We start from the raw sequence: 24,608 nt of genomic DNA on the forward strand, positions 1-24,608 counted from the left end.
CGATACCAAAATGCTGCGCTACCTTCCTGAAGCCATTGTTGCCTTCTAGGTAGGCGCTGATGGCTATGAGCTTGAAGCGCTCGGTGTACTTGCCCATAAATCCCCCAAGGGTTGGATTGGTGTCCAACTTCTTGGGGGCAGTCCATTGGCCTGTGTTATCCCTGTGGGAGCGGGTTTACCCGCGAAGGGCCGCAAGGCGGCCCCATTCACACATCTTCTTTCGCCTGCCCACGGGTCCGCAGCAGCGACAACAGCACCCCGCCCAGCAACAGCCCGAACGTCACCCCCAGCGACACCCCAGCCGGCACCTTGCCCACCATCCCGTGCCAGAAGATCTTGCAGCCGATGAAGATGAGCACCATCGCCAGCGCGTACTTGAGGTAGACGAAGCGGTGCATCAGCGCCGCCAGGGCGAAGTACAGCGAGCGCAGGCCGAGGATGGCGAAGATGTTCGAGGTGTAGACGATGAACGGATCCTGGGTGATGGCGAAAATCGCCGGCACGCTGTCGACGGCAAACACCAGGTCGGCCAGCTCGATCAGCACCAGGGCGAGGAACAGCGGTGTGGCGTAGCGGATGGCCTGTTGCTCGCCGGGCGGGGTGAGCCGCACGAAAAAGCGCGGGCCGTGGATCTGTTCGGTGACCCGCATGTGCCGGCGCACGAAGCGCAGCACCGGGTTGTTGGCCAGGTCCGGGTGGCTGTCGTCTTTAGACAGCGCCATCTTCACCCCGGTGAACAGCAGGAAGGCGCCGAAGATGTACAACACCCAGGCAAAGTGCTGCACCAGTGCCGCGCCCACGCCGATCATGATCGCCCGCAACACCACCACCCCGAGGATGCCCCAGAACAGCACGCGGTGCTGGTAGCGGCGGGGGATGGCGAAGAAACTGAAAATCATCGCCATGACGAACACGTTGTCCATCGACAACGATTGTTCAACCAGGAACCCGGTGTAGAACTCCAGCGCCGACTGCGCGCCCAATTCATGCCAGACCCACACACCGAACAGCACGCCGACGCTGAAGTAGCCGGAATACAGCAGCAGGCTTTCGCGCATTTCGATCTCGCGTTCCTGGCGGTGCAGCACACCCAGGTCGAGCACGAGCAAGGCGATGACGATCGCGATGAACACCAGCCACAACCAGGTGCTGGTGCCGAGGAATGGGTTAACGAGAAATGCATGCAGAGCTGTCATGAGCCCCTCCTTGATTGTCGACGTTGCCAGGCAACAGTGATTCCGACATGGCGGCGCAAACCGTCAGAGGGGCCCGGCATCACATGCTCTTGAGGCTAGTCCTGAATGCCGGGGATGCCGATGGCAGGGCTGTTACATTTCTTTTCCAGTCAGATAATTATTACGAATCATTAGCAATTGTAAAAATTTCGTAAAAACCCTAGGATGCGCCGCAGCCGTCGCAGAACGGGCGCGCCACTTGGCGCAGCGCATCTACAACCATAAAAAATGTCAGTGATTAGCCCCTTACGTAGCGAGCTTCACAACACACTAGGGGTCGACAAGCGTGCAACAGCAGCACTCTCTGAACACGGTTCAAGGGGCAGGGAACGCCACCACCGTCCGCCAGCGCCATCCACTGGCCCTGGCCATTCTCGCCGCCACCCTCGCCACGCCGGTCGGCATGGCCTGGGCCGAGCAGGCCGGCGGCACGGGCACCCTGGAGCTGGGCGCCACCGCCATCACCGACTCGTCGCTGGGTGAAACCACCGAAGGCAGCGGTTCCTACACCACCGGCGCCACCCGCACCGCCACGCGCATGGCGCTGTCGCCGCGCGAGACGCCGCAGTCGGTGAGCGTGATCACCCGCCAGCAGATGGACGACCAGAACCTCACCAGCATCAGCGATGTACTGGGCAAGACCCCAGGTGTCACCGTCAACAAGCTCGACAGCAACCGCGCCAGCTTCAAGGCCCGTGGCTTCGACATCGACAACTTCCAGATCGATGGCATCCCGGCGGCCTTCCGTTTCGGCAACGGCATCGACCAGACCGACATGGTCATCTACGACCGGGTGGAGGTGCTGCGTGGCTCCACAGGCCTGCTCAGTGGCTTCGGCAGCCCCTCGGCGACCGTCAACCTGGTACGCAAGCGGCCTACCCGCGAGCTGTCGGGCTATGTGTCGCTGGGTGCCGGCAGCTGGGACACCTACCGCGGTGAGTTCGACATCGGTGGCGCGCTGACCCCCGAAGGCAATGTGCGTGGGCGCTTCGTCACCGCCTATGAAGACGGCCAGTCGTTCATGGACAACCTGTCCGAGAAGAAGCAGGTGATGTACGGCATCGTCGAAGCCGACCTGAGTGAAGACACCCTGCTCAGCGTTGGCCTGAGCCGCCAGACCAACCGTCCGGAGGGTTCCTCCTGGGGGCCATCGACGCCCCTGCTGGACAACAAGGGCAATGAATTCGGCATGTCGCGCTCGTTCAACCCGGGCGCCAAGTGGAGCGCCTGGGACAACACCGCCGACAACCTGTTCGTCACCCTCGAACAGCGCCTGGCCAACGACTGGACCCTCAAGGCCTCGGCCACCCGCAGTGAGACCGATTCGCCGATAACCCTCGGCTCTGCGGCCAGTGGTTATCCGGATTCGGCCACCGGTGCCGGCATGGGCGTGTGGCTGGGGCGCTACCGCTACCAAACCGACCAGAACGCCTATGACCTGTATGCCAGCGGGCCGTTCCAGGTGCTCGGCCGTGAACACGAGCTGGTGGCCGGTATCTCCCACCGCGACACCCGGGCCCATGAAGAGAACTGGCCGTTCCTGTTCGGCAGCGCCAACATCTACCAATGGAGCGGCGACTACCCCGAACAGGATTGGGGCCGCCCGTTGTCGAAGGTCGACACCCGTCTGCGTGAAGATGCCGCCTACCTGACCGGTCGCTTCAAACCCACCGACCGGCTCTCGATCATCCTCGGCGGGCGCCTGTCCAACTGGCAGCTCGACAGCACCCGCCTGGACACCACCAGCGGCGAGCGCAGCAAGACCCAGGACCTGGAAGAGAACGGTGTGGTGGTGCCCTATGCCGGCCTGGTCTACGACCTGGACGACACCTGGTCGGTGTACGGCAGCTACACCAGCATCTTCAAGCCGCACGAAAGCGAGCAGGACGCCAGCGGCAAGATGATCGAGCCGGAGGAGGGCGATGCCTACGAACTGGGCCTGAAGGGCGAGTTCTTCGATGGCCGCCTGAACGCCAGCCTTGCCGTGTTCGAAGTGCAGCAGGACAACCTGGCAGAGCTGGACCGTACCGATCCGGTCACCAACCGCGGCATCTACCGCTCGATCCAGGGCGCCAAGACCCGAGGCTTCGAGCTTGAGCTGGCGGGTGAGCTGACGCCGAACTGGCAGGTGCAAGGCGGTTTCACCCACCGCATCACCCGCGATGGCGAGCACGACAAGATCTCCACCATCGAACCGGAGAACCTGCTGCGCCTGTCCACCAGCTACCGCCTGCCCGGGGTCTGGAACAAGCTGACCGTGGGTGGCTCGGCCAACTGGCAGAGCAAGGTGTGGAAAGACCTCGACAGCCCGGTGGTGGCTGACCAGACCATTCGCTACACCCAGTCGGACTACCTGATCCTCGACGCCATGGCCCGTTACCAGGTGACCGAGCAGCTGTCGGTGACCCTCAACGGCAATAACCTTACCGACAAGAAGTACTTCAACAACCTGGGCTTCTATAACGGTGGCTTCTACGGTGATCCGCGCAACTTCATGCTGACCACCCGCTACGCCTTCTGAGCCTGGCCTCGCCTGTTGCGCACGTATCGGGGTTGCCCGGTGCGTGCGCAGTCAATCAGCGATGGTTGACGGCATACGCCTGGCGCACATCGCTGGCCCAGCCATCGAGCACCGCCTTGACGTTGTCGGCGGTCATCTGCTGGCGGTCGTTTTCCAGCGGCACGCCAGTGCCGCTGAGGACCGCCGCGCCGATCAGCCTGCCGCTGGTGCCCGCCTCGAAACGCAGCTCGCTGGCAATTTCACTGTCCAGGTCGCGCCAGCCTGCGGCGCTGCTCACACCGGCCGCCACCAGGGTGACCGGCAGCCATTCATAGAAGTGCAAACCTTGGGTATGGGCATCGACCCGGCTGATGACCGGCCTGATCACCAGGGTGTTCGGGCCAGGGCGCTCGACCACGGTCATGACCTTGCCCAGCTCGTTGCGCAGCGCCGCGTCGTAGTAGCCGGTAATGCTGGCCAGCGTGCTCTGCGGGATGCGTGCGGTTGGCGCGGGCGCAGGGTATAGCCGGCTCGGTGCGAGGTACACCTGGATATAGCGGCCGCGCGGCAGTTTCGGGTCGACCCAGGTCAGGGCGGTGCCGCCCGAAGGGGTCGGGTGCGGGCTCAGCACGCTGTAGTCCGGCAGGAAACCGGCAGGCGGCGGCGTCTTGCTGCTACATGCAGACAGGCCTAAGACGCAGGTCAGCAGCACGGCACAGGCAGGATTACGCTTCATGGCTGGCCCCCGGCTGTGGCGGCCGCCGGGTCCTGTGGCGAATGCTCGATGTGCAGTTGCCCCTTGGCCATCATCCAGTGGATGAGTTCGTTCGCCGTCACCGTATGGCTGTACTCCACCCATTCGCCGTGCGCCGGGCTGTAATGTTCGAAGTAGCGCCGCAGGACGATCTGGCCGTTGTGCTCGCCCAGTTCAAGGCTCGCCTGCTGGATGGTCAGGGCTGCGCCGTCGCCACGGGTGCTGGTGCGCTGGTTGAGGATCAGGGCAGGGCCCTCGGTGCTGGTGCTGCGGTGCGAGACGTTCATCGGTGCCCCCTGGTGGTCGAAGGCCTGCAGGGTGCCCCAGGATGTTTGCCGGCGAATGTCGGCGTGATGTCCACACTGTAGAAATGTTACGCGGTTGAAATAAATGACCGCAGCCGCGCAATGGTTTTAGATACGCCCTTTTTCTGGACCAAGTGACCGTGAGCAGACTGCTGATCGTCGACGACGACGTGGAAATCCTGGCCCTGCTGAAGCAGTTCTTCATGCAGCATGCCTACGAGGTCGAGTTGGCCGCCGACGGCCAGGCCATGTGGGCGGCCATTGCCCGGCAAGCCCCGGACATCATCATCCTCGACCTGATGCTGCCGGGCGAGGGTGGCCTGAGCCTGTGCCAGAAGGTCCGGGCCCAGACCGGCATCCCGATCGTCATGCTCACCGCCATGGCCGAGCTGAGCGACCGTATCGTCGGCCTGGAACTGGGCGCCGACGACTACCTGACCAAACCCTTCGACCCGCGTGAGCTGCTTGCCCGCCTGCGCGCTGTGCAGCGCCGGGCCAGTGGCCAGTTGCCCCGTGCCGAGGCCGTGCGGCCGCTGATCGGCTTTGCCGGCTGGCAGCTGGATGTCACCTGCCGCGAGCTGCGTTCGCCCGAGCAGGTGATGATCCCGTTGTCCGGCGCCGAATTCGACCTGCTGGTGGTGTTCCTCGAGCACCCGCAGCGCATCCTCACCCGCGAGCAACTGATCGACCTGACCCGTGGCCAGGGGCATGACGCCTTCGACCGCAGCATCGATGTGCAGGTCAGCCGGCTGCGGCGCAAGATCGAGCCGGACAGCAAGCGGCCGGACCTGATCCGCACCGTGCGCAACGGCGGCTACCTGTTCACTGCCAAGGTCACCCGCTCATGATCGGCCGCTTGTTGCGACGCGACACCCTGCGCTGGCGGATCGCCCTGACCATCTTCGCCGCCATGCTGGCGTCGCTGGCGCTCAATGCGCTGTTCGTCCAGGTGGCCGGCATCTGGGCTCGCCCGCCGATCGAGCGCACCGGCCTGCTCGAACAGATCGCCGTGACCACGCGCCTGCTGGAGGCGGCGCCGGTACCCTTGCGCGGGCAACTGGCGCGGGCGGCGAGCAACCCGGCCTTGCAGGTGACCTGGAGCGACCAGCGTGACGCACTTGGGCTGCCTGCCGCGGGCATGCCAGTGGAGGCCGAGCGGATCCCGGCGTTGCGGCCATTACTGGGGCAGGGCAGGACGATCGAGGCGTTCAACCCCTCGGATTGGCCAGCGGGCAGCGCCGAGGCGCATTACGGCGCGCTGGTGCGCCTGGCCGACGGCAGCTGGCTGGAGTTCGTCCCGCCCGAGCGCAGCTGGGGACTCAGCGCGCCGGCACGGATTGCGGTGATCCTCGGCCTGGGGCTGATCGCCACGCTACTGGTGGCCTGGCTGGCCACGCGGCAACTGGCCAACCCGCTGCAGCGCTTTGCCAGCGCGGCCCGGCGCTTCGGCGGCGACCTGCAGGCCCCGCCCATCGCCGTCGAGGGGCCGCAGGAGATCCGCCAGGCCATCGTTGCGTTCAATACCATGCAGGCGCAGATCCAGCATTTCGTGCGCGAGCGCACCCAGATGCTCGCGGCCATTTCCCATGACCTGCGTGCCCCCCTGACGCGCCTGCGCCTGCGCAGCGAGTTCATGGAGGACCTGGAACACCAGCGCAAGCTGGTGCGCGATGTCGACGAGATGCAATCGATGATCAACGCGGCCCTGGCGTTCTTCCGCGAAGGCACGCAACTGGAGCAGGCGACGGTGTTCGACTTGTCCGAGCTGTTGCAGACCATCCTCGACGACTACTGCGACCAGCATATCGACGTCGACTTCAGCGGCCCCGCGCACCTGGTGCATTGGGGCCGGCCGTTGGCGCTCAAGCGGGTGGTGGTCAACCTGCTGGAGAACGCGATCAAGTACGCGCGCGCCCCGCGCATCGCCCTGAGCCGTGAGGCCCATAGGGTATTGATCGAGATCAGCGATGAGGGGCCGGGCATCCCCGAAGCGGCATTGCAGCAGGTGTTCGAGCCGTTCTTCCGCCTGGAAGGCTCACGCAACCGGCATACCGGCGGCGTAGGGCTCGGCTTGTCGGCGGCGCGGGCGATGGTGCGCGAGCAGGGTGGCGAGCTGACCTTGCACAACCGCCGGGGCGCGGGGCTGATGGCGCGGATCGAACTGCCGGACTACCGCTGAGGCTCAGTACACCCAGACCTCGACCCGGCGGTTGCGCAAGCGCCCCTGTTCCAGGTCGTTGCCCGCGACCGGCAGCTCGTCGCCCATGCCGGTCACTTCCTTGACCTCCACGCCCTGGCGCGCCAGTTCGCGGCGTACAGCCATGGCCCGCAGGCGCGAGAGCAGGGCGGCGCGCCCCGGGGTTTCCTTGGGGTCGCCGAAACCCACCAGCACGGCCTTGCGCTGCAGCTTGCCGGCCTGGCGCAGGTAGTCGCCGACCCGCTGCACATCGCGCAGGGCCTTGTTGTCGAGGCCGGCGCTGCCCTCCTGGAAACGGAAGTTGACCGTCAGGCGGCTGGCTTCGCGGGCAAGGTTCAGGTAGCGCACCGGCATGTCCGCTTGTGCCGGCACCGGCAGCGCCTTGATCTGCTGCGAAACGAAGCCCTGCTCGGCGACGATGGCCTGGCCGGCGGGGCTCTGGGCAAACTCGGCCAGGGCCCGGGCCTGGGGGATCGCGTTGGCCGGCAGGTAGAGGAACAGGCGCCGCGACAGTGGGTAGTCCTCGCTGGCCACCAGCGCGCGGCTGGGTGGCAGGGCGGCGGCGTCACCGTCGGCCACCGCCATTACCTTGGCCCCGTGCACCGTGGCCAGGCCGCTGAAACCGATGGCCTGGCGGTCGGCCTTGACCTGTTCGGCCAGGGCGTCGGCGGATTCGAAGCGCCGGGCCTGGGCCGACAGTTCGCCGTGGCGTGGGTCGAGCACCAGTGCCTTGAAGGTTTCGAAGGTGCCCGAGCGGTCGTCGCGGGCATACAGGTGGATAGCGCCGCCGGGCACCCCCAACTGCTCCCAGCGTGACAGCTGGCCGGAGAAGATCTGCGCCAGTTGCACGGTGGTCAGTTGCGCCAGCGGGTTGTCGGGGTGGACGATGACCGCCACGCCATCCAGGCCAATCACCTGTTCCGAGCCGCCGCCGCGCAGGTCGCCCAAGGTTTGCAGCTGCTGCGCTTCGAGGTCGTTGATCGGCCGCGAGGCGGCGGCCAGGTCGGCGTCGCCCCGGGCCAGGGCGGCAAAGCCGGTGCTCGAACCGTGGGCGGCGATGTCGATGCGCAGCGGCTGACCGTTGCGGCTCTGGGCGCGGATCACGATCTCGTTGACCGCCGCGCCGGGCTGACTGTCGATCGCACTGGCGCCTTGCGCCTGCAACAGCCCGCGCACCAGCGCCGGGGCCAATGCGGCGCCGATGGTGTTGGAGCCCTGGAGGCGCAGTTGCACGGGCTCGGCCATGGCAAGCGTAGGGAGCAGGCAGAGCAGAAGGGGGAGCAGGCGGTGCATGCCGGGGACCTTTGGCACAGAGTTGCGCCGCAGATTACGACAGTGGCGTGACTGTTGGATGACAGGGGCGGCAGGTGGCTTTTGATGCCTTCAGGTGTATGGCGACAGGTTTGCAGCGCTCTCAAGATCGAGCGCCGCAGAAACATCGGCGGGCACCTGGAAGCCCTCATCCAATATCCCGCCAAATCACCGCGCCTCAGGCACGATGATCTGCGCCGGCGCCTCACTGGCCCGCCGGCGGGCAACGCAGTAATACAGCACGCTCGGCACCACCAGTCCGATCAACCAGGACACATCCACCCCGCCCAGGTGCGCGACCATGGGCCCGGTGTACAGCTTGGTATCGATGAACGGCATCTGCACCAGCACGCCGAAGGTGTACACGCCGATCCCCGGCCAGTTCCAGCGGCCATAGCGGCCGTCGGGGTCGGCCAGTGCCGGGATGTCGTAGCGTTCCTTGGTGATGAAGTAGTAATCCACCAGGTTCACCGCACTCCAGGGCACGAAGAAGGTCAGCAGGAACAGGATGAACGACTTGAACGCCGTAAGGAACGAGTGCTGGCCGAGCAGGGCGACCAGCGTGGCGGCCCCGACGATACCGAGCACGAACACCAGGCGCTGGGCGCGGCTGATCTCAAGGTGGCCACGGAAACCGCTGATGATCGTGGCGATGCACATGAAGCTGCCGTAGCTGTTGAGCGTCGAGATGGTCACCTTGCCGAACGCGATGCAGAAGTACAGCAGCGCCGCGGTAGTACCGGCACCGCCCAGGCCGACGATGTAGGCCACTTCACGCCCGGAGAACTGCCCGCCGGCGATGGCGACGGCGAACACCCCCAGGACCATCGAGGCCTGGGCGCCGAGCACCGAACCCAGGCCTGCGGCGAGGAAGGTCCTGAGTGGCGAGGTGTTGCTGGGCAGGTAGCGCGAATAGTCGGCCACATAGGGGCCGAAGGCGATCTGCCAGGACGCCGCCAGGGAGACCGCGAGCAGGAAAGTCGCCCAGCTGAAATGGCGGTTGGCCAGCAGTTCGCTGATGTCGGCCAGCATCAGGATACGGCTGAACAGGTAGACGAAGGCGATGATCCCCAGCACGCTGGCCACGCGGCCGATCCAGTGAATCACCCGGTAGCCGGCCAGGGTCGCCAGCACGATCACCCCGGCGAACAGCAGGATGCCGGTGCTGTCGCTGACGCTGAGCAACTGGCCGATGGCCTGGCCGGACAGCACCGTACCGGTGGCGGTAAAGCCCATGTACATCAGGCACACCAGCACCATGGGGATGGCTGCGCCGTAGACCCCGAACTGCACACGGCTGGAGATCATCTGCGGCAGCCCCAGGCGCGGACCCTGGGCGGCATGCAGGGCCATCACCGCGCCGCCGATCAGCTGGCCGATGAACAGGCCGATCAACGACCAGAACACATCGCCGCCGAGCACCACGGCCAAGGCGCCGGTGACGATCGCGGTAATCTGCAGGTTGGCACCCAGCCACAGGGTGAACTGGCTGTAGACGCGTCCATGGCGTTCGGCTTCGGGAATGTAGTCGATCGAGCGCCGCTCGATCACAGGTTTGCTGGACATCGGGGAGGGCTCCGCTTCGTTGTTTTTGTGAAGGGCGGCGGCTATCGGCGGGACGCAGGGCGGATGGCCGAGGCTTGATATGAGCATGTCTATACAAGTTCGGTCAAGTGAAGCTTGGGGCCAGTTTTTCCTGCTTTCCTGGAGCCGATACAGCGCACTGTTACGTAAGGTCGGCACACAACTGTGCTGGTTCCTGAACCTGCAATCGCCTTATGCTGTAACGAAATATGTCTAGAACAAGCCTGCAGAAGGAAAGCGTGCCATGCCACTCAAGGACCTGCTGATCGCCCTGGTGGTGATCATCGCCTGGGGCGTCAATTTCGTGGTCATCAAGGTCGGCCTCGACGGTCTGCCGCCGATGCTGCTGGGTGCCTTGCGCTTTCTGCTGGTGGCGTTTCCGGCAGTGTTGCTGGTGCGGCGTCCGAATTTGCCGTGGCGCTGGCTGATCGCCTACGGCGCGACCATATCCCTGGGGCAGTTCGCCTTTCTGTTCCAGGCCATGTACAGCGGCATGCCGCCGGGGCTGGCATCGCTGGTGCTGCAGTCGCAGGCGTTCTTCACCCTTGGTTTCGCCGCGCTGTTCCTTGGTGAGCGGCTGCGCCTGGCCAGTGTGCTCGGGCTGCTGGTGGCGGCCGGTGGGCTGGCGGTGATCGGCAGCGAGCACAGCAGCCACGTGCCGCTGATAGCCTTGTTGCTGACCCTGTGCGGCGGCGCCATGTGGGGCATGGGCAACATCATCACCCGGCGCTTCGGCAAGGTCGACCTGGTGGCGCTGGTGATCTGGGGCGGGCTGATCCCGCCGCTGCCGTTCCTGGTGCTGTCTTGGTGGCTGGAAGGGCCGGAGCTGATCGCCCATGCGCTGCTCAACATCAGCTGGAGCTCGGTGCTGGCCCTGGCCTACCTGGCGTTCGTCGCCACCATGATCGGCTACAGCCTGTGGAGCACGCTGCTGTCGCGCCACCCGGCGGGCAAGGTGGCGCCGTTCTCGCTGCTGGTGCCGGTGATCGGCCTGAGTTCCTCGGCGCTGCTGCTGGGCGAGCGCTTGAGCCAGATGCAGGTTTGGGGTGGCCTGCTGGTGATGCTGGGGCTGCTGATCAATGTGTTCGGGCCACGGCTGGGGCAGCGCTTGAAGGCCGCCAGCGCGTAGTTCACGCCCGTTGTAGGAGCGGCCTTGTGTCGCGAAAGGGCTGCGCAGCAGCCCCGGCAATCTATGTGGTAACGCTGGGGCCGCTTTGCCGGCCCTTTCGCGGCACAAGGCCGCTCCTACAGGGGACGTGCGGATTCATTGTGTAGTCCCTCTGTTAGACTCGGCCTTTTTGCCATGTCAACGGAGCAGCCCATGATCATCTCTACCACCAGCCAACTCGAAGGCCGCCCGGTTGCCGAGTACCTCGGCGTGGTCAGCGCCGAATCGGTGCAAGGGATCAACTTCGTGCGTGATTTCTTCGCACGCTTTCGCGACGTCTTCGGCGGCCGTTCGCAGACCCTGGAAGGCGCACTGAAGCTGGCCCGCGAGCAGGCCACCGAGGAACTACAGGCGCGGGCACGGCAGTTGCAAGCCGATGCAGTGCTGGGTGTGGACTTCGAGATCAGCATGCCGTCGGTGCAGGGCGGCATGGTCGTGGTGTTCGCCACCGGCACGGCGGTGCGCCTGAAATAGCAATGTGCCATTGGTCGGGCAAGGGTGTTTTGTCCGACTGGTCTGCAAATGACCGGCTAGTCTCACTTCATCAGGCCGCCGCTTCACTTGGGCAAACACGCTGTTTGCCGGCACGGTCAGCATTGGAGGGAGTCACGGGCATGAACGAATCCTACGTCGAAGACTTGAACGATTCATTTCCGATCAACAATCAGGTGTGGTGCGGCCAGTCGGCGTTCCGGCTGGGGTTCGCCAACATGACCCTGGACGAGTCGGAGCAGCTGCAACCGGCGCACCTGCAGCGTGCCAAGAAGGGGCGCTTCACCCCGCGGCTACCGCCGAAAAAGTAAACCTGCACAGCGAACACCCCGCCCAACGGCGGGGTTTTTTTTGCATTCCTTGATCCTGCGCATGGCAATGCAGGGTCGTGCTCGTCGCAAGCCCGCCGCTGTGGTTTGCTTGCGCGATTCACTCATGGAGTACCGATTCAATGCGCATCAGGGAAGAAACCTACTGGCAGTGGGCCGATCCACAGTTGCACAGCCGCAGCCACGACGAGGCGCTGAGCGACGGCACCTGCATCGAGGTGCAGGTGCGCCTGTCGCGCCTGGGTGCCACGCAGATGTTCCTTGGGGTGTATGCCCAGGGTGGCAGGGCGCTGGTGGAGGAGTACTACCCGGCGCGCCCCGGCGAAACCATGACCCGCGCGCTGGTGTGGGGCGTTGACCGGGCCCGCGCCCTGGCCACGGGTGCCTTGCCGCTGCCCGTGCAGGCGCCGCGCCGGCTTCAGGCCTGAGGGTGGCGGTTGCGGCTGGCCTGGACGATGCGTTCGGCGGGCACCCGTAGCTGGCGCAACAGGTATTCGGCAAAGTCGACGGGCCAGGGTTGCAGGGCAATGGCCCGGGCCATGCAGTCCAGCCACTGCGCGCTGTGGCTTTGGTCGATTGGCCATTGCGCGTGGAATGACGGAATGGCGATCGAGCCATACCGTTCGCAGTACAGGCGCGGCCCACCCAGCCAGCCACTCAGAAAGCACGCCAGCTTGTCGCGCGAAGCAGACAGGTCGTGCGGGTGCATGCGCCGCAGGGGCGCGGCCTCCGGCCGTTCATCCATCAACCGATAGAAATCGTCGACCAGCCGGCGCAGGCCATCGATGCCGCCAGCGGCTTGGTAGGAGGCATCGTCGGTGCCGTAGGTGGGGGTGTTCATCGGGCGCTCCGCTTCAGTAAGGCGGGCATTCTAGCAGGCATGAAAAAGCCCGGCCTTGCGGGGCCGGGCTCAAGCTGTGGTGGACGACGGGGGGTGTCAGTTCAACGTGTCGATCACCTTGACTGCCTGGTGCTCACGGGCACCGGGCCATTCTTGTTGCAGGGTCTGCAGCACGCGGCCGACGAAACCGGTGTCGGCGGCGGCCTTCTTGCCGACGTAGCCCTGGCCACGGCGGTAGACCTTGAAACGGGCGCGCATGCTGGGCATGTGCGATTCGAATTCGTTTTCGACCGTGTTCGGCGGCAGACGGTCCAGGCGTACTTCACCGGACTGGCTGACCCACAGCAGATGGTCGTCGAGGCTGTCCTTGCGCGCGGCGAACAGCTGGGCCAATTGGTCGATGGTTGGATTGTTGTTCAAGTTCATCATAAAGCCCCCATTACCCTATTCGTTGGGTGAAGTTCGTTGTGAAGTTCACATTCGGCGCCACAACATGTAGCGCACTAACCAAAGCTGCTACAGCAGCATCGCAACAGGGGCTTTCTCACGCTGCCTTCTGGGCAGTTTCCCTCTCCACGGACGGCCTGCGTTACCGCGCAAGCCGTCTGGAACACCCTTGCCACCGCTCCCGATCAGGGAGACGGCCTCATCATGCCCAAGGCCCGGGAAGTGCGTCAATAGGTTTGTAGTGAATATTTTTAGTCACTACATGTTGTCCGACAATCCTGCATTTGCTGTCAGACCAAGCCGTTATCGCCGTGTTCAAGGAAGCCCGGGCGCTCCCGCAGCCGGGCATGGTAGGCCTCCAGCGCCGGCAGCGGCGGGTGCTCCAGCGGGGTGCGGCGCCAGCGGTTGAGCGACAGGCCGATGACCACGTCGGCCAGGCTGAAATCGCTACCGGCGATGTAGGCGCCAGTGACCTGCAGGCGCTGCTCGATCAGGCCCATCCTGGCGGTCCACAAAGCGCTGCTGGCGGCCAGCTGTGCCGGGTCCTGGTGGGCTGGCGACTGGCGCACCAGCGACATGAACGGGTAGCGCCAGGCGTCGTTGAGGTCGGTGGCCTGCCAGTCCAGCCACTGGTCCACGGCGGCCCGGGCGCGTGGCGCCGACGGGTAGAGGTGGCCGCCGTCGTACTGGTTGACCAGGTAGCGCAGGATGCTGTTGGACTCCCACAGCACAAAATCGCCATCGACGATCACCGGCACCATGGCGTTGGGGTTCAGGGCCAGGAACGCCGGCGTGTCGGTGGCCTGGAAGCCGCTGCCCCAGTCTTCGCGCTGGTAGGGCAGGTTGAGTTCGGCGCAGGTCCACAGCACCTTGCGTACGTTGATCGACGAAGCCTTGCCGAGGATCTTCAACATGCTCATTGCTCCAGGCTGGACAGGATGCGTTGCGCGGCGCGCACGCGCTCCTCGTTGGGGTAGTTGCGGTTGGCCAGCAGGACGATGCCCAACTGCTTGGCGGGCACGAAGGCGGCGTATGCACCGAAGCCACTGGTAGCGCCGGTCTTGTTGTACCAGGCTGCAGGTTCGGCAGGCTCTGCTGGGCTCAAGGCGCGGGTGGCCTGGGGCTCGCGGATCATCTTCGCGCCGTTGCCGGCCAGCAGGGTGTCGAGCGTGACCGGATAGGGGTAGCGCTCCCAGCCCAGGCCCTGAGTCATCGCGCCGACCTGGAAGTAGCCGCCCTGGGTGATGGCGATGGCCTTGCGCAGGGCCGGGTCCAACTCGGCGGGCTGCACCTGCAACTGCACGTAGCGCAGCAGGTCGCTGGCGCTGGTCTTGATGCCGTAGGCCTGGTCGGCATAAGGGCCCGGGTTCACCCGCACGGGTTTGTCGGCCGCATCGTAGCCCTGGGCGTAGAGCCCGCGTTCCTTGGCCGGAACCTCAAGATAGGTGTGCTTGAGGCCCAGTCGTGGCAGCAGGTCCTGGCTCATCAGTTCGTCGAAAGGGCGCTGCTGCGAACGGGCGGCGAGGTCACCGAACAGGCCCAGGCTTGGGTTGGAATAGCAGCGCTGGGTGCCGTGCTCGGCAACGCGCTTCCAGTTCTGCAACCAGGCCAGGGTCTGCTCGGGCGTTTGCACCTCGTCCGGGAACTGCAGCGGCAGGCAATCGCCGCTGTAGGCGCCCAGCTCCAGCACGCTGGCGCTGCCGATCGGGGCCTTGGCCAGGGCCGGCTGGTAGCGGCTGGCGGGGGCGTTGAGGTCAAGCTTGCCTTCGGCGCTGGCCAGGGCGGCGAGGGTGGCGGTGAAGGTCTTGCTCAGCGAGCCGATCTCGAACAGGGTGTCGCGGGTCACGGCCTGCTTGTCGGCCTTGTTGGCCCAGCCATAGCTGAAGTAATGCGACTGGCCATTGGCGTAGACCGCCACGGCCATGCCGGCGATGCCTTGTTCGCGCATCAGCGGCTGGATGATGCCATCGACCTGGCTTTGCAGGTCATCGGCCAGCAGTGGTGGCGCCACGAGCGTCAGGGCGGCGGTAAGCAGTGCGTGGTGGGTGCGGATCATCGAAAGGGGCTGTCCTTGTCAGGGGCGGGGCGGTGGTGTCCGTTGCGCGACACTGGCAGGGGTTCCAGCGTTAGCGGCGCAAGGCACGAAACCTTATCGTCTGGCCTTGCACAATGACAAGACGGAACCTGTGATGAAGTACTTGCGCATGCTGTTCGACAATTTCACCCTGGCCTTGCTCGGGGTGGTGTTCATTGCCACCGTGCTGCCCTGCTCCGGCGAGGGCGCACTGATGTTCGGCTGGCTGACCAACCTGGCCATCGGCCTCTTGTTCTTCCTGCACGGCGCCAAGCTGTCGCGCGAGGCGATCATCGCCGGTGCCGGCCACTGGCGCCTGCACCTGCTGGTGTTTTCCTGCACCTTCGTACTGTTCCCACTCTTGGGCATGGCATTCAAGCCACTGTTCGTGCCGCTGGTGGGCAACGAGTTGTACTTGGGCGTGCTCTATCTGTGCGCGCTGCCGGCCACGGTGCAATCGGCCATCGCCTTCACCTCGCTGGCTCGCGGCAACGTGCCAGCGGCGATCTGCAGCGCGGCGGCGTCGAGCCTGCTGGGGATCTTCCTCACGCCGTTGCTGGTGATGATGCTGCTTGGTGCCTCCGGCGATACCGGCTCGGGGCTGGATGCGGTGCTGAAGATCACCCTGCAGTTGCTGGTGCCGTTCGTGGCCGGGCAGATTGCTCGGCGCTGGATCGGTGACTGGGTCAAGCGCAATGCGCGCTGGCTGAAGCTGGTCGACCAGGGCTCGATTCTGCTGGTGGTCTACACCGCGTTCAGCGAAGCGGTGGTCACTGGTCTGTGGCACACGGTGTCGCCGCAACACCTGGCCGGGCTGTTCGCCGTGTGCGGGATCCTGCTGGCGGTGGTGTTGTTGGGCACCCGCGTGCTCGGGCGTGTGCTGGGGTTCAGCGTGGAAGACCGCATCACCATCCTGTTCGCGGGTTCCAAGAAAAGCCTGGCCACCGGCGTGCCGATGGCCCAGGTGCTGTTCGTGGGCAGTGGCATCGGGGCGATGATCCTGCCATTGATGCTGTTCCACCAGATCCAGCTGATGGTCTGCGCGGTGCTGGCGCAGCGTTATGCCGCGCGGGACGGCGCGGGTGAGGCGGCGACCGCAGGTTAGCCGAGGGTGCGCTCGATGCCGCCCAGGACCAGGCTTTCCATCAGCGCCAGGCCCTGCGCTTCGCCCAGGTCGCGCTCGCGCAGCCAGCCTGGCAGCTGGTTGAGCAGGGTCGCCAGCACATGCCCGGTGGCGGCCAGGGCGGCGCCATCGAGCCGTGCTTGCGGGGCGATCAGGCGCAGCAGGCCGGCCTCATAGCGCTCGCGCAACAGCAGCAGGCGCGCCTGCTGTGCCTCGCTGAGGCAACAGAAGTCGCGCTCGGCCAGGCGGAACTGCAACGGCCGTTCGCCATGCAGCTGCCAGTGCGCGGCAATCAGGCAGGCCAGCACCGGCTTGCCCTTGGCCAAGGCCCTGCGGCCTTGGTCGAGGGTGGCCTGGAGCTCTTCGTAGAGCTCCTCGATCAGGTCGTACAGCAGGTCCTGCTTGCTGGGGAAGTGGTGGTACAACGAGCCCGCGGTCAGCCCCACGTGCGCCGCCAGCTCACGCATGCTGACCTGGCCGAAGCCCTTTTCGGCGAACAGCGCCATGGCCCTGTCACGCCGCTCTTCGAAGTTGGCACAGCGCATCGCCGCGTTGACCGGGGGCATGGCGTGCTCCTTAGTAGGTGAAGAAGCCGCGACCGCTTTTGCGGCCCAGATAGCCGGCGGCAACCATTTCCTTGAGCAGCGGGGCAGGGCGGTACTTGCTGTCGTTGAAGCCCTCGTGGAAGGCCTCCATGATCGCCAGCAGGGTGTCCAGGCCCACCAGGTCGGCCAGGGCCAGCGGGCCGATCGGCTGGTTGCAGCCCAGGCGCATGCCGGTGTCGATGTCCTCGGCACTGGCCAGGCCTTCCTGGCGCACGAAGATCGCCTCGTTGATCATCGGCACCAGGATGCGGTTGACCACGAAGCCCGGGCGGTTGCCGGCGGTGATCGGGGTCTTGCCGAGCTTTTCGGTGACCAGCAGCGCCTGGGCGTAGGTGCTGTCGCTGGTCTGCAGGCCACGGATGATTTCGACCAGGGCCATCATCGGCACCGGGTTGAAGAAGTGCACGCCGATGAAGCGCTCGGGGTGCTCGATGCTGGCGGCCAGTTGGGTGACCGACAGCGACGAGGTATTGGTGGCGATCAGGCAGTCGCTGCCGACGTTGACCGCCACCTGCTGCAGGATGCGCTGCTTGAGTTGCAGGTTCTCGGTGGCCGCCTCGATCACCAGCTGCGCGCTGGCCAGCTGGGCATAGTCGGTGCTGGTGCGGATGCGGGTTTTCGCCGCCGCTGCGGTGCCTGCATCCAGGGTGCCCTTGTTGACCTGGCGCTCGAGGTTCTTGCCCAGGGTGGCCACGCCACGCTCCAGCGCGGCGTCGGACACGTCCACCAGCAACACCTGGTAGCCGGCCACCGCGCACACCTGCGCGATGCCGTTGCCCATGGTGCCGGCGCCGATCACGGCGATCTGTTCGATAGTCATGTTGCCGGCTCCTTACACGCGTTCGAAGACGACGGCGATACCCTGGCCGCCGCCGATGCACATGGTGGCCAGGGCGTAGCGGCCCTGCACACGCTGCAGTTCATGGATCGCCTTGGTGGCGATGATCGCGCCGGTGGCGCCCACCGGGTGGCCCAGGGAAATGCCCGAACCGTTGGGGTTGACCTTTTCCGGGTCGAAGCCCAGGGCGCGGGACACGGCGCAGGCCTGGGAAGCGAAGGCTTCGTTGGACTCGATCACGTCCAGGTCGGAAACGCTCAGGCCGGCCTTTTCCAGCACTTTCCTGGTCGCCGGGATCGGGCCCAGGCCCATCAACTCGGGCTCGACGCCGGCATGGGCGTAGGCCACCAGGCGTGCCAGCGGCTTCAGGCCCAGGCGTTGCACGGCGTCACCGGTGGCCAGCACCAGGGCAGCGGCGCCGTCGTTGATGCTGCTGGCGTTGCCGGCGGTGACGCTGCCGTCTTTCTTGAACGCAGGCTTCATGCCGGCCAGTTGCTCGGCGCTGGCTTCGCCGCGCACGTTCTCATCGACGCTGAACTGCACGCTGCCTTTGCGGGTCTTGATTTCGATTGGGACGATCTGGCTGTCGAAGCGGCCTTCGGCAATGGCGCGGGCGGCGCGGCGCTGGCTGGTCAGGGCCACTTCGTCCTGCATTTCGCGGGTGATGCCGTGGGCCGCCGCGACGTTCTCAGCGGTGATGCCCATGTGGAAGTGCTCGAACGGGTCCTGCAGGATGCCGACCATGTAGTCGATGCCCTGCAGGTCACCCATGCGCGCGCCCCAACGGGCTTGTGGCAGCAGGTACGGGCCGCGGCTCATGGATTCGGCGCCGGCGGCCAGGGCGATGTCGCTTTCACCCAGCAACAGGCCCTGGGCGGCCGAGACGATGGCCTGCAGGCCCGAGCCGCACAGGCGGTTGACGTTGAAGGCGGGGGTTTCCTTGGGCACGCCGGCATTCATCGAGGCCAGGCGGCTCAGGTAGGCGTCGCGGGGTTCGGTGGGGATCACGGTGCCCATCACCACGTGGCCGATCTGCTCGGCGCTCACGCCCGAGCGCTCGATGGCGGCGCGGGTCACCTGGGTGGCCAGGTCGGCCAGCGGCAGGTCCTTGAGCGAACCGCCAAAACTGCCGATGGCCGAACGCACTGCGCTGACAACGTAGATTTCTGTGCTGCTCATAAAGGCTCCGTTTGCAAAGACATGGCGGGGCGGGGGCCGGCTCTGCGAGAATGGCGCCGCCTCAGGGTGGATCGAGTCTAGGCAAAGGCCTCAAGGCGGCCTATGCCGGATCTGTTCAGTCAACCTGGCATTTTTTGCCACTCAGCATAGACAGCGAACTTCAGCCATGCGCGATAGCGATACGGTCGCGGTGTACTTTCTCAACGCCATGCTCCACGCCTTGCGCGAGCGCCCGCAGGCGCGCGATGCCCACCTGCGCGCGGTCGGCATCGAGCCTGGGTTGCTGGCGCAGCCCCAGGCGCGGGTACCGGCCAAGGCCTTCGCCCAGTTGTGGCTGGCGTTGATCGACGAGCTCAGCGATGAGTTCTTTCACCTCGACAGCCACGGTATGCCGCTGGGCAGCTTCGCCCTGATCTGCCGTGGCTTGATCCAGGAGCCCAACCTGGACAAGGCCTTGCGCCAGTGCCTGAGCAGTTTCGCGCTGTTTTTGCGTGACCTGCGCGGCACTGTCACGGTGCGCGGTGCGCGTGCGGTGATCAGCGTGCAGTCGAGCATCGAAGACCCGCTGACCCGGGTGTACGCCGAGGAAACCTACCTGGTGCTGGTGGTCGGCCTGCTGTGCTGGCTGGCCGGGCGGCGGATCGCCATCGACCGTACCGAGCTTGCGTTGCCGCGCCCGGCCCAGGAGGACGACGCCTTGCTGTGGGGGCCGGACCTGCGCCTGGGCAGTGGCCGCACCGAAGTGGAGTTCGACAGCGCCTGGCTGCGCTTGCCGGTGATGCAGGATCTGCCTGCCCTGAAGACTTTCCTGCGCAGTGCGCCCCAGGGGCTGGTGATCCGCTTTCGCAATCAGAACGGTCTGGTGGCGGAGGTGTACCGACACTTGCGCGCTCGCCACTATGGGCAGTGGCCAACCCTCAATGCCATGGCCGAGCGGCAGCGGCTCAGTGCCAGCAGCTTTCGCCGCCAGTTGGAGCGTGAAGGGCGTTCGTATCAGCAGATCAAGGACGAAGTGCGCCGGGCGATGGCCTTCGAGCTGTTACGCGAGGGTTGCCTGAGCATTGCCGAGGTTGCCGAGCAGACCGGCTTCCAGGAGCCCAGCGCGTTTCACCGGGCGTTCAAGAAATGGACCGGGCAGAGCCCGGGCAGTTATCGGGCCAGGCTCAGAGTGGTTTAGAGCCATCTCTGTCGAGATGCCATGAAGCCCGTCGCGACACAAGGCCGCTTGTGTCGCGATAGGGGCGCGCAGCGGTCCCAATTACGCCTAATTCTCAGGCCGGCACCATCGCAAAGCCTACGCCAAAGCGGTTCCAGGCATTGATAGTGGCAATGGCCAGGGTCAGGTTGGCGACTTCCTTAGGCTCGAAGTACTCCTGCAGCGCCTCATACTCATCCTGCGGCGCACCCCGCTCGGGCAAGCGGGTCAGGCTCTCGACCCAAGCCAGGGCGGCCCGCTCGCGCGGGGTGAAGTAGCGGGTTTCACGCCACACGCTCAAGGTCTGCAGGCGGGCTTCGGTCTCGCCGGCCTTGCGTGCATCGTTGGCGTGCAGGTTGACGCAGTAGGCGCAGCCGTTGATCTGCGAGGCGCGCAGACGGATCAGTTCGAGCAGCGAATGCTCCAGCCCCGATTGGATCAGGGCCTGCTCAAGGCCGACCATGGCTTTGTAGGCTTCTGGGGCGGCTTTGGCCCATTCGATACGGTCGTGCATGGTGTTTCTCCGGAAAGGTAATTAGGCGTGGTGCCACCTTAACGCCGCCCGGCAGCGTGCCGAATAGCCAATCCCACGCTTTGCCAGGAGGCCAATCCGGCATTCGCCTGGCCACTGAGGTGCATCCAATCTCTTCATTTCTACCGCTGCGGCCAAGCCGGGATAATGGCCGGGACAATTGCGGAGTACCGATTCATGTCCCAAGAACACTTCATGCGCGAGGCCCTCGACCTGGCCCGCGCCAATATCCAGGCCGGTGGCCGCCCGTTCGGTGCCGTGCTGGTGTACCAGGGCCAGGTGATCGCTCGCGCCGTCAACGAGATCCACAGCACCCAGGACCCGACCAGCCACGCCGAGATGCAGGCCATCCGCCAGGCCGCCCAGGCTTTGGGCCGGGCCCGCCTGGACGGTGCCGAAATCTACGCCAGTGGCCACCCGTGCCCGATGTGCCTGGCGGCCATGCACCTGTGCGGCGTCGAACGTGCCTGGTTCGCCTATGGCAACGACGAGGGCGAGCCCTACGGGCTGTCCACCGCCGCGGTGTACGCGCAGATGGCCCGCCCGCCGCAGCAGCAAAGCTTGCCGTTGCGCCCGCTCAAACCCGCTGGCGAAGCGGGCCTGTATGCCCAATGGCAGCAGGCCAGCCAGGCATGAGGGGCGCCCTGAACCTGTTGCTGGTGGTGTTGCTGGCACTCAACCTGCGACCAATCCTCACTAGCATCGGGCCATTGCTCGAGCCCATGCGCCAGAGCACCGGCCTGGGCTACCAGCAGGCGGCATTGCTGACGGCGCTGCCGGTACTGTGCATGGGCCTGGTGCCGCTGTTGCAGCCGTGGCTGCGGCGCTGGCTGAGCGAGCATGGCGGCATGCTTGCCGGGTTGGCGGCGATTGCCCTGGCTTGCCTGTGGCGGTTGCAACTGGACAGCGCCTGGGCACTGATCGCCAGTGCGGTGGTTGCCGGGCTGGGTGTGGCGCTGGTGCAGGGCATGATGCCGGGGCTGGTCAACCGCTGGTTCCCCACGCGGCTGGCGGCGACCATGGGCTTGTATTCGGCAGCCCTGATGACCGGTGGCGGCCTGGCGGCGGTGCTGGGCCCTTCGATCACTGCGCACTTTGGCCATTGGCAGGCGGGGCTGGGCGTGTGGGCCTTGCCCGCGCTGCTGGCGGTGATCGCCTGGGTGGCCCTGCGGCCACGCCAGGCCAGCCCCACGCTGGCCGGCACGGGTGGCGGGCACTGGTTCGGCAATCGCCGTGCCTGGCTGCTGGCGCTGTACTTCGGCCTGATCAATGGCGGCTACACCAGCATGGTGGCCTGGCTGCCGGCCTATCACCTGGAGCATGGCGGCACGGCCCAGGGCGGTGGTGAGCTGGTGGGGTTGATGACCATCTTCCAGGTGACCGGCGCCCTCGGCTTGCCGCTGTTGCTGCGCCGCCTGGCGGATCGTCGGCCTGGTTTGTGGTTGGCGCTGCTGATCCAGCTGGGCGGCTTCCTCGGCCTGCTGCTGGCGCCGGCCAGCGCCATGGGCCTGTGGGTGGCGATGATTGGCCTGGGCCTGGGCGCGTGCTTCAGCCTCAGCCTGACGCTGACCCTCGAACACCTGCGCACGCCGGCCGAAGCCGGCAGCCTGGCGGCCTTCGTCCAGGGGGTGGGGTTCATCGTCACCGGCATCGTGCCGTACATCACCGGCTGGCTGCGCGATGTCAGCGGCGACTTCCAGGCGTCCTGGACCCTGCTGACCTGCACCGTGCTGGCCATGCTGCTGGTCACCGCGCGCTTCGCCCCGGCTGGCTATGCCCGGGCCATCGCCCGGCCAGGGCAGGCCGGTGCTGCGGCGCTCAGCTGAGACGCTGCAGGGTATCGCGGACCCGGTCCAGCGCCGGGTCGATATCCAGCAGTTCGATGGCGCCGAAGCCCAGCAGCAACCCCGGGCGTACCGGGGCCTCGCTGAAGAACGGCGCCAACGAATAGAGCCCCACCTCGACCTTGCGCGCCAGGTTGACCAGCAGTTCCACATCGACCCCCGGCTTGGCCAAAGCGCTCAGGTGGAAGCCGGCACTGGCCGGCACGGCCTCGAACCAGGGCGCCAGGTCGCCGTCAAGGCGCGCCAGGATTCGTTCGCGGCGGGCACTGTACACCTCATGGCAGCGACGGATGTGCTTGCTCAGGTGGCCCTCGCCAATGAAGCGCGCCAGGGCCCATTGCTGCAGGCTCGGGCTGTGCCAGTCGGTCAGGTGCTTGGCCACGCAGGCGGCCTGCAGCACTGCCGGCGGAAGCACCGCATAGCCCAGGCGCAATTCGGGCAGCAAAGTTTTGGAGAAGGTGCCGACATAGGCCACCAGCCCGTGGCGGTCCAGGCGTTGCAAGGCCTCGGCGGCCGGCCCCTGGTAGCGGAACTCGCAGTCGTAGTCGTCCTCGATGATCAGCGCCCCCAGCGCGGCGGCTCGGGCCAGTAACGCCTGGCGCCGTCGTGCGCCCATGGGCATGCCCAACGGGAACTGGTGCGACGGGGTGACGTAGATCAGCCGGGTGCCGGCCTCGATCTGTTCCACGCACAGCCCCTCATCGTCCACGGGCACCGACTGCACCTGCGCGCCGAGGGCCAGGAACAGTTGCCGGGCCGGTGGGTAGCCGGGGTCCTCCATGGCCACCTTGCAGCCCGGCTCGACCAGCACCCGGGCGATCAGGTCCAGGGCCTGCTGGGCACCATTGCACACCAGCACATCGGCGGCGCTGCAGTGCACGCCCCGAGCGAACGCGATGTGGTGGGCAATGGCTTCGCGCAATTCAGGCAGCCCCTGCGGCGAGAACTGCCGCTCGGTGTGCCGCTGGCTGCGTCGCAGGGCGTATTGCAGGCAGCTGCGCCACTGGTCGTAGGGGAACTGCGCCTTGCTTGAGGCGCCACCGATGAAGTCATAGCGCGAGGGGGCATCCAGCGCGCGGCGGCCCAGCACCGTAGCGCGCAGGCGCCAGCGCTCCAAAGCGTCGGCAGCGGCCAGCGGGATGGCCTCGGCGGCGTTGGCTTGCAGGGGCTGGCGAGGGGTGATGAAGGTGCCGCGGCCGACCACGCCGCTGAGCAGGTTGTCGTAGGTCAGGCGCGAGTAAGCTTCGGCCACGGTCTTGCGTGATACGCCCAGTTGCTCGGCCAGCAGGCGCGTTGGTGGCAGTTGGGTGCCGGCAGCCAGGTGGCCGCTGTCGATGCTGGCGCGCAATTGCTGGTAGAGCTGCTCGGCAAGGCCTTTGCGACCTTCGAGGCGGATGTGCAGTTCCATCGGGGGCTGTGTCCGAAGCGCAGGGATGTCAAAGCTTCGGGGTTCGTGCGGCAAGCTGCAAGAGGGCCGAACAGGCGGCCCTTGCACAATGGGTCAAAGGCGGGCGGTGCTGATGGTGATATAGCCTTTGTCGGGCAGGGCGATGCGGATCACCGTCTCGTCCTGTGGAACCTTGCGTTTTTGCCGGATGCTGATGCCATCGACGGCCGCAGCCTGCATGTGTGCTGGGATGGCGCGACCCTGTTGGTCGAAGAAGGCTTCGCTGGCCAGCAGCTCGACGCGCTCGATCAGTTGCCGGGTGTGTTCGTCGGTGGCGCAGAAAAAGCGCACGCCGGACAGGTGCGGGTTGTCATCGGGGTTGCTGACCTCATGGGCCAGCAGTTGGCGCAGGGTGTGTTGCAGGGCTTCGGTGTGGCGGGCTTGGTTGGGCATGGTGGGGCCTCGTCGGGTGGGCTGGCCGCGCAGGGCGGGCATGACGACATCCAAGTCCGATCATGTTTTGGCTGGTGTAAGACGGAAAGCGGGCCACTTCCGACTGAATTGTAGGAAGAGTCATAAATTATGCGAGCGCCCCGCGCCTTGCCTTGATCCGGATCATTGCTGTCGCCGGTCTGCCCGCTGCGGCACAATGGCCGACCTGTCCCCCT

At 65.9% G+C, this 24,608-nt stretch carries 26 protein-coding genes; 11 read left to right on the forward strand and 15 right to left on the reverse strand.

The annotated features are described in order from the left end of the window. Positions 1 to 206 precede the first annotated feature (206 nt). Positions 207 to 1,196, reverse strand: coding sequence for a TerC family protein (locus tag RTH46_RS17520; protein WP_153788001.1), 990 nt, complete (start codon positions 1,194 to 1,196; stop codon positions 207 to 209). Positions 1,197 to 1,521: 325 nt separating this feature from the next. On the opposite strand from RTH46_RS17520, the gene RTH46_RS17525 reads away from it, so the two are divergent. After that, entirely contained in the window at positions 1,522 to 3,756 is a 2,235-nt protein-coding gene (locus RTH46_RS17525) for a TonB-dependent siderophore receptor (protein WP_316906226.1), read from the forward strand. A 55-nt stretch (positions 3,757 to 3,811) separates the two neighbouring features. On the opposite strand, the gene RTH46_RS17530 is transcribed toward RTH46_RS17525, so the two are convergent. Together RTH46_RS17530 and RTH46_RS17535 are read right to left on the reverse strand one after the other, a co-directional pair. Further along, positions 3,812 to 4,471 carry a DUF3313 domain-containing protein gene (locus tag RTH46_RS17530; RefSeq protein WP_153788000.1) on the reverse strand — a complete coding sequence of 220 codons (660 nt, stop codon included), beginning with the start codon at positions 4,469 to 4,471 and terminating at the stop codon, positions 3,812 to 3,814. Further along, positions 4,468 to 4,776 carry a hypothetical protein gene (locus RTH46_RS17535; RefSeq protein ID WP_316906227.1) on the reverse strand — a complete coding sequence of 103 codons (309 nt, stop codon included), beginning with the start codon at positions 4,774 to 4,776 and terminating at the stop codon, positions 4,468 to 4,470. Before RTH46_RS17535 ends, RTH46_RS17530 begins: the two co-directional genes overlap by 4 nt. A 158-nt stretch (positions 4,777 to 4,934) precedes the next feature. On the opposite strand from RTH46_RS17535, the gene RTH46_RS17540 reads away from it, so the two are divergent. Together RTH46_RS17540 and RTH46_RS17545 are read left to right on the forward strand one after the other, a co-directional pair. Next, entirely contained in the window at positions 4,935 to 5,642 is a 708-nt protein-coding gene (locus RTH46_RS17540; RefSeq protein ID WP_279847627.1) for a response regulator, read from the forward strand. After that, positions 5,639 to 6,973, forward strand: coding sequence for an ATP-binding protein (locus RTH46_RS17545; protein ID WP_316906228.1), 1,335 nt, complete (start codon positions 5,639 to 5,641; stop codon positions 6,971 to 6,973). The genes RTH46_RS17540 and RTH46_RS17545 overlap by 4 nt, the downstream gene beginning before the upstream one ends. A gap of 3 nt (positions 6,974 to 6,976) precedes the next feature. On the opposite strand, the gene RTH46_RS17550 is transcribed toward RTH46_RS17545, so the two are convergent. Next, entirely contained in the window at positions 6,977 to 8,284 is a 1,308-nt protein-coding gene (locus RTH46_RS17550; protein ID WP_316906229.1) for a phosphate ABC transporter substrate-binding/OmpA family protein, read from the reverse strand. 186 nt (positions 8,285 to 8,470) lie between these two features. Then, the gene (locus RTH46_RS17555) at positions 8,471 to 9,868 is read right to left on the reverse strand and encodes a cytosine permease (protein WP_316906230.1); all 1,398 of its coding nucleotides are present in this window, start codon (positions 9,866 to 9,868) and stop codon (positions 8,471 to 8,473) included. A 262-nt stretch (positions 9,869 to 10,130) separates the two neighbouring features. On the opposite strand from RTH46_RS17555, the gene RTH46_RS17560 reads away from it, so the two are divergent. The 4 genes from RTH46_RS17560 to RTH46_RS17575 all read left to right on the forward strand — a co-directional run bounded on the left by RTH46_RS17560 (position 10,131) and on the right by RTH46_RS17575 (position 12,303). Next, entirely contained in the window at positions 10,131 to 11,015 is an 885-nt protein-coding gene (locus RTH46_RS17560) for an EamA family transporter (RefSeq protein WP_316906231.1), read from the forward strand. 192 nt (positions 11,016 to 11,207) lie between these two features. Beyond that, entirely contained in the window at positions 11,208 to 11,528 is a 321-nt protein-coding gene (locus RTH46_RS17565) for a YbjQ family protein (protein ID WP_110995759.1), read from the forward strand. Between the two features lie 140 nt (positions 11,529 to 11,668). Next, positions 11,669 to 11,857, forward strand: a complete 189-nt coding sequence (locus RTH46_RS17570) for a hypothetical protein (protein WP_125463870.1) — start codon at positions 11,669 to 11,671, stop codon at positions 11,855 to 11,857. Between the two features lie 140 nt (positions 11,858 to 11,997). Beyond that, the gene (locus RTH46_RS17575; RefSeq protein WP_125463871.1) at positions 11,998 to 12,303 is read left to right on the forward strand and encodes a hypothetical protein; all 306 of its coding nucleotides are present in this window, start codon (positions 11,998 to 12,000) and stop codon (positions 12,301 to 12,303) included. Here RTH46_RS17575 and RTH46_RS17580 read toward each other — a convergent pair. The 4 genes from RTH46_RS17580 to ampC all read right to left on the reverse strand — a co-directional run bounded on the left by RTH46_RS17580 (position 12,294) and on the right by ampC (position 15,219). After that, a complete protein-coding gene (locus RTH46_RS17580) occupies positions 12,294 to 12,716 on the reverse strand; it encodes a group II truncated hemoglobin (protein WP_316906232.1) in 423 nt (140 codons plus the stop codon). The genes RTH46_RS17575 and RTH46_RS17580 overlap by 10 nt on opposite strands. A gap of 96 nt (positions 12,717 to 12,812) precedes the next feature. After that, positions 12,813 to 13,145: a hypothetical protein gene (locus tag RTH46_RS17585; protein ID WP_110995763.1), complete on the reverse strand. Its 333-nt coding sequence runs from the start codon at positions 13,143 to 13,145 to the stop codon at positions 12,813 to 12,815. Positions 13,146 to 13,453: 308 nt separating this feature from the next. Beyond that, positions 13,454 to 14,077: a glutathione S-transferase family protein gene (locus RTH46_RS17590; protein WP_153787991.1), complete on the reverse strand. Its 624-nt coding sequence runs from the start codon at positions 14,075 to 14,077 to the stop codon at positions 13,454 to 13,456. 2 nt (positions 14,078 to 14,079) lie between these two features. Continuing rightward, complete coding sequence (ampC, locus tag RTH46_RS17595) at positions 14,080 to 15,219, reverse strand: class C beta-lactamase (protein ID WP_316906233.1); 1,140 nt, start codon at positions 15,217 to 15,219, stop codon at positions 14,080 to 14,082. Between the two features lie 133 nt (positions 15,220 to 15,352). On the opposite strand from ampC, the gene RTH46_RS17600 reads away from it, so the two are divergent. Beyond that, positions 15,353 to 16,342 (forward strand): bile acid:sodium symporter family protein, encoded by a 990-nt coding sequence (locus RTH46_RS17600; protein WP_316906234.1) that lies wholly within the window; start codon positions 15,353 to 15,355, stop codon positions 16,340 to 16,342. Here the strand turns inward: RTH46_RS17600 and RTH46_RS17605 are convergent. Genes RTH46_RS17605 through RTH46_RS17615 form a run of 3 tightly spaced genes read right to left on the reverse strand, consistent with a single transcriptional unit; the run spans position 16,339 to position 18,982 of the window. Further along, on the reverse strand, positions 16,339 to 16,926 hold the full coding sequence (locus tag RTH46_RS17605) for a TetR/AcrR family transcriptional regulator (protein WP_279847619.1): 588 nt from the start codon (positions 16,924 to 16,926) through the stop codon (positions 16,339 to 16,341). The genes RTH46_RS17600 and RTH46_RS17605 overlap by 4 nt on opposite strands. Before the next feature lie 10 nt (positions 16,927 to 16,936). Then, the gene (locus tag RTH46_RS17610) at positions 16,937 to 17,785 is read right to left on the reverse strand and encodes a 3-hydroxybutyryl-CoA dehydrogenase (RefSeq protein ID WP_125463877.1); all 849 of its coding nucleotides are present in this window, start codon (positions 17,783 to 17,785) and stop codon (positions 16,937 to 16,939) included. Between the two features lie 12 nt (positions 17,786 to 17,797). Beyond that, on the reverse strand, positions 17,798 to 18,982 hold the full coding sequence (locus RTH46_RS17615) for an acetyl-CoA C-acyltransferase family protein (protein ID WP_279847618.1): 1,185 nt from the start codon (positions 18,980 to 18,982) through the stop codon (positions 17,798 to 17,800). Positions 18,983 to 19,148: 166 nt separating this feature from the next. On the opposite strand from RTH46_RS17615, the gene RTH46_RS17620 reads away from it, so the two are divergent. Next, the gene (locus RTH46_RS17620) at positions 19,149 to 20,159 is read left to right on the forward strand and encodes an AraC family transcriptional regulator (protein WP_153787986.1); all 1,011 of its coding nucleotides are present in this window, start codon (positions 19,149 to 19,151) and stop codon (positions 20,157 to 20,159) included. Positions 20,160 to 20,253: 94 nt separating this feature from the next. Here RTH46_RS17620 and RTH46_RS17625 read toward each other — a convergent pair whose 3' ends face one another. After that, positions 20,254 to 20,691 carry a carboxymuconolactone decarboxylase family protein gene (locus tag RTH46_RS17625; RefSeq protein ID WP_153787985.1) on the reverse strand — a complete coding sequence of 146 codons (438 nt, stop codon included), beginning with the start codon at positions 20,689 to 20,691 and terminating at the stop codon, positions 20,254 to 20,256. Between the two features lie 195 nt (positions 20,692 to 20,886). Here RTH46_RS17625 and RTH46_RS17630 point away from each other — a divergent pair, with 195 nt between their 5' ends. Together RTH46_RS17630 and RTH46_RS17635 are read left to right on the forward strand one after the other, a co-directional pair. Beyond that, complete coding sequence (locus RTH46_RS17630) at positions 20,887 to 21,345, forward strand: nucleoside deaminase (protein ID WP_125858446.1); 459 nt, start codon at positions 20,887 to 20,889, stop codon at positions 21,343 to 21,345. Continuing rightward, on the forward strand, positions 21,342 to 22,535 hold the full coding sequence (locus RTH46_RS17635; RefSeq protein WP_316906235.1) for a cyanate transporter: 1,194 nt from the start codon (positions 21,342 to 21,344) through the stop codon (positions 22,533 to 22,535). Before RTH46_RS17630 ends, RTH46_RS17635 begins: the two co-directional genes overlap by 4 nt. Here RTH46_RS17635 and RTH46_RS17640 read toward each other — a convergent pair. Further along, on the reverse strand, positions 22,528 to 23,961 hold the full coding sequence (locus RTH46_RS17640) for a PLP-dependent aminotransferase family protein (RefSeq protein ID WP_316906236.1): 1,434 nt from the start codon (positions 23,959 to 23,961) through the stop codon (positions 22,528 to 22,530). The two genes, RTH46_RS17635 and RTH46_RS17640, sit on opposite strands and share 8 nt — an antisense overlap. 93 nt (positions 23,962 to 24,054) lie before the next feature. Beyond that, positions 24,055 to 24,393: a hypothetical protein gene (locus tag RTH46_RS17645; RefSeq protein WP_153787982.1), complete on the reverse strand. Its 339-nt coding sequence runs from the start codon at positions 24,391 to 24,393 to the stop codon at positions 24,055 to 24,057. Between the last annotated feature and the right edge of the window lie 215 nt (positions 24,394 to 24,608).

This window comes from Pseudomonas sp. zfem004 (assembly GCF_032621715.1).
In the GTDB taxonomy this organism is placed as follows: domain Bacteria; phylum Pseudomonadota; class Gammaproteobacteria; order Pseudomonadales; family Pseudomonadaceae; genus Aquipseudomonas; species Aquipseudomonas sichuanensis.

Excerpts from the sequence above, each read along its gene's own strand:
- RTH46_RS17520 (WP_153788001.1), bottom strand. The coding sequence starts at position 1,196 with ATGACAGCTCTGCATGCATTTCTCGTTAACCCATTCCTCGGCACCAGC.
- RTH46_RS17530 (WP_153788000.1), bottom strand. The coding sequence starts at position 4,471 with ATGAAGCGTAATCCTGCCTGTGCCGTGCTGCTGACCTGCGTCTTAGGC.
- RTH46_RS17535 (WP_316906227.1), bottom strand. The coding sequence starts at position 4,776 with ATGAACGTCTCGCACCGCAGCACCAGCACCGAGGGCCCTGCCCTGATC.
- RTH46_RS17545 (WP_316906228.1), top strand. The coding sequence starts at position 5,639 with ATGATCGGCCGCTTGTTGCGACGCGACACCCTGCGCTGGCGGATCGCC.
- RTH46_RS17550 (WP_316906229.1), bottom strand. The coding sequence starts at position 8,284 with ATGCACCGCCTGCTCCCCCTTCTGCTCTGCCTGCTCCCTACGCTTGCC.
- RTH46_RS17555 (WP_316906230.1), bottom strand. The coding sequence starts at position 9,868 with ATGTCCAGCAAACCTGTGATCGAGCGGCGCTCGATCGACTACATTCCC.
- RTH46_RS17560 (WP_316906231.1), top strand. The coding sequence starts at position 10,131 with ATGCCACTCAAGGACCTGCTGATCGCCCTGGTGGTGATCATCGCCTGG.
- RTH46_RS17565 (WP_110995759.1), top strand. The coding sequence starts at position 11,208 with ATGATCATCTCTACCACCAGCCAACTCGAAGGCCGCCCGGTTGCCGAG.
- RTH46_RS17570 (WP_125463870.1), top strand. The coding sequence starts at position 11,669 with ATGAACGAATCCTACGTCGAAGACTTGAACGATTCATTTCCGATCAAC.
- RTH46_RS17575 (WP_125463871.1), top strand. The coding sequence starts at position 11,998 with ATGCGCATCAGGGAAGAAACCTACTGGCAGTGGGCCGATCCACAGTTG.
- RTH46_RS17580 (WP_316906232.1), bottom strand. The coding sequence starts at position 12,716 with ATGAACACCCCCACCTACGGCACCGACGATGCCTCCTACCAAGCCGCT.
- RTH46_RS17585 (WP_110995763.1), bottom strand. The coding sequence starts at position 13,145 with ATGATGAACTTGAACAACAATCCAACCATCGACCAATTGGCCCAGCTG.
- RTH46_RS17590 (WP_153787991.1), bottom strand. The coding sequence starts at position 14,077 with ATGTTGAAGATCCTCGGCAAGGCTTCGTCGATCAACGTACGCAAGGTG.
- ampC (WP_316906233.1), bottom strand. The coding sequence starts at position 15,219 with ATGATCCGCACCCACCACGCACTGCTTACCGCCGCCCTGACGCTCGTG.
- RTH46_RS17600 (WP_316906234.1), top strand. The coding sequence starts at position 15,353 with ATGAAGTACTTGCGCATGCTGTTCGACAATTTCACCCTGGCCTTGCTC.
- RTH46_RS17605 (WP_279847619.1), bottom strand. The coding sequence starts at position 16,926 with ATGCCCCCGGTCAACGCGGCGATGCGCTGTGCCAACTTCGAAGAGCGG.
- RTH46_RS17610 (WP_125463877.1), bottom strand. The coding sequence starts at position 17,785 with ATGACTATCGAACAGATCGCCGTGATCGGCGCCGGCACCATGGGCAAC.
- RTH46_RS17615 (WP_279847618.1), bottom strand. The coding sequence starts at position 18,982 with ATGAGCAGCACAGAAATCTACGTTGTCAGCGCAGTGCGTTCGGCCATC.
- RTH46_RS17620 (WP_153787986.1), top strand. The coding sequence starts at position 19,149 with ATGCGCGATAGCGATACGGTCGCGGTGTACTTTCTCAACGCCATGCTC.
- RTH46_RS17625 (WP_153787985.1), bottom strand. The coding sequence starts at position 20,691 with ATGCACGACCGTATCGAATGGGCCAAAGCCGCCCCAGAAGCCTACAAA.
- RTH46_RS17630 (WP_125858446.1), top strand. The coding sequence starts at position 20,887 with ATGTCCCAAGAACACTTCATGCGCGAGGCCCTCGACCTGGCCCGCGCC.
- RTH46_RS17635 (WP_316906235.1), top strand. The coding sequence starts at position 21,342 with ATGAGGGGCGCCCTGAACCTGTTGCTGGTGGTGTTGCTGGCACTCAAC.
- RTH46_RS17640 (WP_316906236.1), bottom strand. The coding sequence starts at position 23,961 with ATGGAACTGCACATCCGCCTCGAAGGTCGCAAAGGCCTTGCCGAGCAG.
- RTH46_RS17645 (WP_153787982.1), bottom strand. The coding sequence starts at position 24,393 with ATGCCCAACCAAGCCCGCCACACCGAAGCCCTGCAACACACCCTGCGC.